This window comes from Chitinibacter sp. GC72 (assembly GCF_009760905.1).
GTDB lineage: Bacteria > Pseudomonadota > Gammaproteobacteria > Burkholderiales > Chitinibacteraceae > Chitinibacter.
In genome coordinates this window covers 1-5216 of record NZ_VIRW01000041.1, presented here as the reverse complement: position 1 = coordinate 5216, position 5216 = coordinate 1, and the positions used below count along the sequence as shown (strand labels likewise).

Sequence of the window (5216 nt, the reverse complement as noted above, 5' to 3'; positions counted from 1 at the left end):
CCACCCGAATCTGCCCGAGGATTTTGATTTTGCCTACTGGAATGCCGCCCCGGCCGACCAGCAGATCAACTGGCCTGCTGGCAATTTCCTGCTCGATTTGACCAACCTCACGCCCAGCGGGCTGCTGCGCACCGCCCTACCCGGCCACCGCGCCTTCGTGCTGGCGCGCATGCACAGCGGGCAATTGCTGCCACTGCCGATGCGCACCGACACGCTGATCATCGACACCGACGCCCTCACCATCACGCTAGTGCATCGCCTTTCAGTCCCCGCCGACGCGCCAATCCGCGTGCTGGAAGCGCGCTTTGAAACCGAGCCCGCCGCCCCGCTGCTCAAATTTGCCGATGAAGAATCTAATGCTGCAGCACCAACGGAGTACCAATCATGAGTGATCAGCTCCGTTTATCGACCCCAAACGCAACCGAATCAGCAGATGATCAACGTGCAGAAGCCATGGCAAAGGCTGATGCCGAGCAACGTAAAACGCCCAATAAAATCGGCGCACGAAAAAATAGTAACTTTATTGCGATCAGCACTTTACCTTCCGTTAACAAAACGCCAATAGGTAGCGCCACACCACCCATCCCTTACCCTACCAGCCAAGATTTAAGTAATAGTGTCAGCACCACAGCCACCGTCAAATTCAACCGTGATCCTGCCTTGGTGCTCAATCAAAGCAAACAACCCAAAGGCAAAGGAGATGCACCAGGTGCAGCCAAAGGCATAAAAAGTAATACGGTGACAGGTGAAGTGAAACCCACCAAAGGCAGTGGCACGGTTCGGGCGCAAGGCAAGCCTATCGTTCGTCAGGATGATACGAATACCATGAATGGGGGCAATAACCCCGGGATCTACACGACCAAACAAAAATCCAGCGCGGGTAAAGCGAACCAATCCAATCAAAACGCCACACCAGAAAGCAAGGCTGAAAAAGGCTTTATGCAGCAGGCCTTCGATGCGGCAAAATCAGCTGCAAAGCAATATCAGGAAGGCATTTCTGCCAGCCTGCATGATTTTGCCGGGCAAGCCATGGAGACCGGTGGCACCATTGCTGCGGCGGGGGGTGGAACTGCGGCAGTCGGCGGAGCCATGGTCGCCACTGGCATTGGTGCTGTGCCGGGCGCAGTATTGGTGACCGGAGGCGGCGCCACCGCTGCCGTTGGCGGCGGCGTCAGTGCAGTAGGCGGCATTGCTGAATCGGCAGCCACGGGTTTGGATGCCGCAGCCAGCATGCTAACCAGTGGGCAGCTGCCTAATGTTAAAGCATTGGCAATGAAGTACGCCGAACGCATGGTGATGAGTAAAGTAGACAAATTAAGCACGCTGATTCCCAGCAACAAGCGCACCAAGAAATCAAACTCGAACAAGGGCACATCGTCTCAACCACCGGGCGATGGCGTTAATATTGTTGGAAATAGTGGCAATAATGATTGCGGGATTAAAGCCTATAAGGATCAGAAATGTCCAAAAGGGCAGCAAGCGCACCACATTGTGCCCGATTACACCTTGCGCTATGGCAATCGTAGTGATGGGGAGATGGGACTCAATCGCATACCAGGCATGCCCTCGCTGGATGATGGACCGAGTATTTGCTTGAGTGGTGGTAGTAAAGTAAAAGGTAGCGACCATAATCTGGCACATGAAGGCACAGACCCAAAAATTGCCGCAGCTGGCAACCGTACAGACAATGGGCCGATTGGGGCAGCCCCTATCGGTGAGCTGATTGATATTTCGATTGAAGAAGTCGGTAAAGTCAAACCGCACTGCAAAGAAGAAATCAAGAAAAAAGTAGACGATGCATTTAAGGGTGTAGATCGCAATAAATATGGGCGAACTACTCAACCATTGCCTAAAGGAGATGCTCTGGCCGAGTTCTCGCAAGACAATCAAGAAGTTGATAGCCAAGGTCCACGGAAAACAACTAGGAAGAAAAAATGAGCTCTGAAGTAGAACTTACAAACGCAAAGGTACTTGATCATGATTATTTGTACATTTCAAGTTCGCTAGATTCAATGCCCGCATACTCACGGCATACACGATTGAGTATTCTTGATTTTCAAGCCAAGTCTTTATGGACTCGACATGATGTGAATTGGTGGACTGTCGGGTTAGAACAATTCTTCGCCGATGATGAAAGCGAGCAGAATTTAGTCGCGTTATCAAATGAAGGTGAGGTTGAGTTCATTAGCCATTCAAATCCACCACTTTTTGAAAAAATCCCTGGCGCAGGCGTATATTCTGACGATGCCAAAGGCTGGGGCTATATGCGCACTTTGCGGCAGATCGGCGATCATCTCTATGCCGTTGGTAGCGCAGGTCAGGTTTACAAGCGGCTTGCGGCCAATCACTGGGTACATATGGATGATGGTATCCTGCAAGCTACAGATGTAGAGGATCGCTTATTGCTCGCCGATATTCATGGCCTCGCGGAAGACGATATGTATCTCTGTGGGGCCATTCCAGGCGCATATGGTTATGAAGGGCGATTATTTCACTGGGATGGTCAGCAGTGGAGCGCGTTAGCACTGCCGACAACAGAGCGCTTGAATGCAATTCATATCGAAAACGCCAGCACTGTCTGGCTTTGCAGTGCCAACGGTACTTTACTGCGTGGCAATGTTCAAGAGGGGTTCGTTGACCTTAGTCGTATTGAAGATAACCAGCTGTTTTATTCGTTGACGCGATTTAATGGCTTAACCTATCTGGCCAGTAATATGGGCCTCTATGTTTACGATGGAAATAAAATCCAGGAAGTCATCACAGGTTTAAAACCCGAGTTGGAAAATGCCATCGTCGTCGACGCCGTTGAGGGCGTATTGTGGTCTATCGGTAGCAAGGATCTCGCCCGCTTCGATGGCACGACTTGGGAGCGCATTCACCACCCCGACAACCCCCGCATTGGTGAGGATGAATCTGCATCATCATGAGCCAAATCCTCGATCTCAACACCCTAGCCGATGGCCTCGCCCAGCGGCTCAATTGCCGCCAGATTGGCGATTGGCTCAACGCTTTGGCGCTGACTTTTGCGGTGCCTATTTCAGCACTGCTGCCGACTCCCACAGTGCAAAGTCATCACTTCAGCGCAGCCGGATTAACCTTAACCCTCTCACACCCACACGCTGGGCACGTCGAAGAAGGTGATCCGAATCGCTGGCTGATCACCGATGTAAAATTGGATGTACTGGGGCAATCGGGTGCCCGCTGGGGCTATCCTTTGCCGTTTGGTCTAGATGCCCAGACTGAAACTCCCAGCAGCGCCCAGCAAAAACTCGGCGACAACACCACCGAATTGAGCGCGCGCGACTTGGCTGTGGGAGATCGGCGGCAAAGTTTTTTTCTGGATAAAGCGCTGGTGATTGAAATCGTTTGGCGGCCTGAACTCAAAGGCATCGAACGCATCACCATGGTACGGCTAGGTGGTGAATTATTACAGATGCCAGATAGCTAAATTGGATCGACAAGCCCAGCAAATCCTACCCAATCATGGGTATTGCCACCCAGCCATTACTAAATATGGGCTACATGGCAATACCCATCAAAATGGCGTAAACTACCTCGAAGTAACGCATGACCCCAATCACCAGTGTGATTGGCACAATGCCAGCACGGTAGGTGCGAATAGCAAAGCGTAGTCGTAGGTATGAAAACCTCAAATCAAGTCAGGGGTATTACCACATAACCCTTGATATAAAATGACTACAGAGCAATACCCCGCCCAGACATCAACATCACTACTGATAGCGGCCTGAGCCAGTGCCATATCACGGTGCAACCGGCCAGAACCCCATTTCGCCCGCTGCGCATGACGCCCAAACCCTATGTGCAGGGCACGCAAACCGCCGTGGTGGTGGGCCCGCCGGGCGAGGAAATCCACACTGACGAAAAAGGCCGCGTCAAAATCCAGTTCCACTGGGATCGCTACGGCCCTAAAACCGACAAGTCCAGCTGCTGGGTGCGCGTGGCCAGCGCTTGGGCTGGCCAGGGCTGGGGCGCGACGTCGATTCCGCGCATCGGCCAGGAAGTGCTGGTGTCCTTCATCGAGGGCGACGCCGACCGCCCCATCATCACCGGCCGGGTCTACAACGATGAGCAGCCCACCCCATGGGGCAATGCCAGCACCAAGACGCAATCGGGCTTTTACAGCCGCTCCAGCCCCGGTGGCGGGCCGGACAACGCCAATATCTTCCGCTTTGAAGACAAAAAGGGCGAAGAAGAAGTGTGGCTGCACGCCGAGAAAGATCAGCGCATCGAAGTGGAAAACGACGAATCGCACTGGGTGGGGCGCGACCGCAGCAAGACCATCGACCGCGACGAAACCGTGCACGTCAAGCGCGACCGCACCGAGACGGTGGACCGCAACGAAACCATCACCATCGGCAACGACCGTACCGAGCAGGTCGGCAATAACGAAACGATCAGCATCGGCAGCAACCGCACCGAAACCGTAGGCAGCAACGAAACCATCACCATCGGCAAAAACCGCACCGAAACGGTGGATGGCGCGGAAACTGTCACCATCAAAAAAACCAAGACCGAAACGGTGTATCTGGCCAACGCGCTGACGGTGGGCGGGGCTTACGCCATTACCGTCGGCGGCGCGATGAATACGGCGGTGGGGCTGGCGCAGTTCGAACAAGTGGGGCTGAACAAGACGGTGATGGTGGGCAAGACGCTGAGCATTTCGGCGGGCGACGAGATCACCATCGAATGTGGCAAGAGCCTGATCCACATGGACAAGGATGGCAATGTCACCATCAAGGGTACGCGCTTCAATTTCGAGTCATCCGGCCCGGTGCAAATTACCGGCAAAGACATTGACCTGAACTGAGGCCGGTATGGAATTTCGCAATCTCACGCCGTTTCCGGCACTGTGCTTTAGTGCGCTGGATGTCGCCGAAACCGAGCACAAAGTCATCGTGATGAAGGTGGCCTACCGCTTGCGCCCGCTGGCGCATGCTGGGTTTTACCAGGCCGAAGTGATTGATGATGAACCGCCAGAACTGACCTTCGAAGACACCTTCTGGGGGGAAATGAACCAGAGCAGCGAATCGACCGAAAGCGATCTGGCCCCCTACAAGCCCAAGTGCGATGTACTGCTGCACGGCAGCGCCCATGCTCCCGGCGGCAAGCCGGCGCAACGGGTGGGCGTGCGCCTGCGCATTCTGGCTGGCCCCGCCGATGGCCGCCCGGCCAGCAGCCCCGCCGACATCGGCGCG

General features: G+C 54.3%; 6 protein-coding genes. All 6 read left to right on the top strand.

Going from position 1 to position 5216, the window contains the following annotated elements; translation table 11 throughout:
* Window positions 1-388, top strand: a 388-nt coding sequence (locus FLS37_RS16540) for a DUF2169 domain-containing protein (RefSeq protein WP_157671064.1), incomplete at its 5' end; no start/stop codon positions are given.
* A complete protein-coding gene (locus FLS37_RS16535; RefSeq protein WP_157671063.1) occupies window positions 385-1938 on the top strand; it encodes a DUF4150 domain-containing protein in 1554 nt (517 codons plus the stop codon). The genes FLS37_RS16540 and FLS37_RS16535, both read left to right, overlap by 4 nt.
* Complete coding sequence (locus FLS37_RS16530) at window positions 1935-2927, top strand: hypothetical protein (protein ID WP_157671062.1); 993 nt, start codon at window positions 1935-1937, stop codon at window positions 2925-2927. The genes FLS37_RS16535 and FLS37_RS16530 overlap by 4 nt, the downstream gene beginning before the upstream one ends.
* On the top strand, window positions 2924-3448 hold the full coding sequence (locus FLS37_RS16525) for a hypothetical protein (RefSeq protein WP_157671061.1): 525 nt from the start codon (window positions 2924-2926) through the stop codon (window positions 3446-3448). Before FLS37_RS16530 ends, FLS37_RS16525 begins: the two co-directional genes overlap by 4 nt.
* 258 nt (window positions 3449-3706) lie before the next feature.
* Window positions 3707-4828, top strand: coding sequence for a type VI secretion system tip protein TssI/VgrG (locus tag FLS37_RS16520; RefSeq protein ID WP_308418770.1), 1122 nt, complete (start codon window positions 3707-3709; stop codon window positions 4826-4828).
* A gap of 7 nt (window positions 4829-4835) precedes the next feature.
* The coding region (locus FLS37_RS16515; RefSeq protein ID WP_157671060.1) for a DUF2169 domain-containing protein at window positions 4836-5216 on the top strand (381 nt) is incomplete at its 3' end.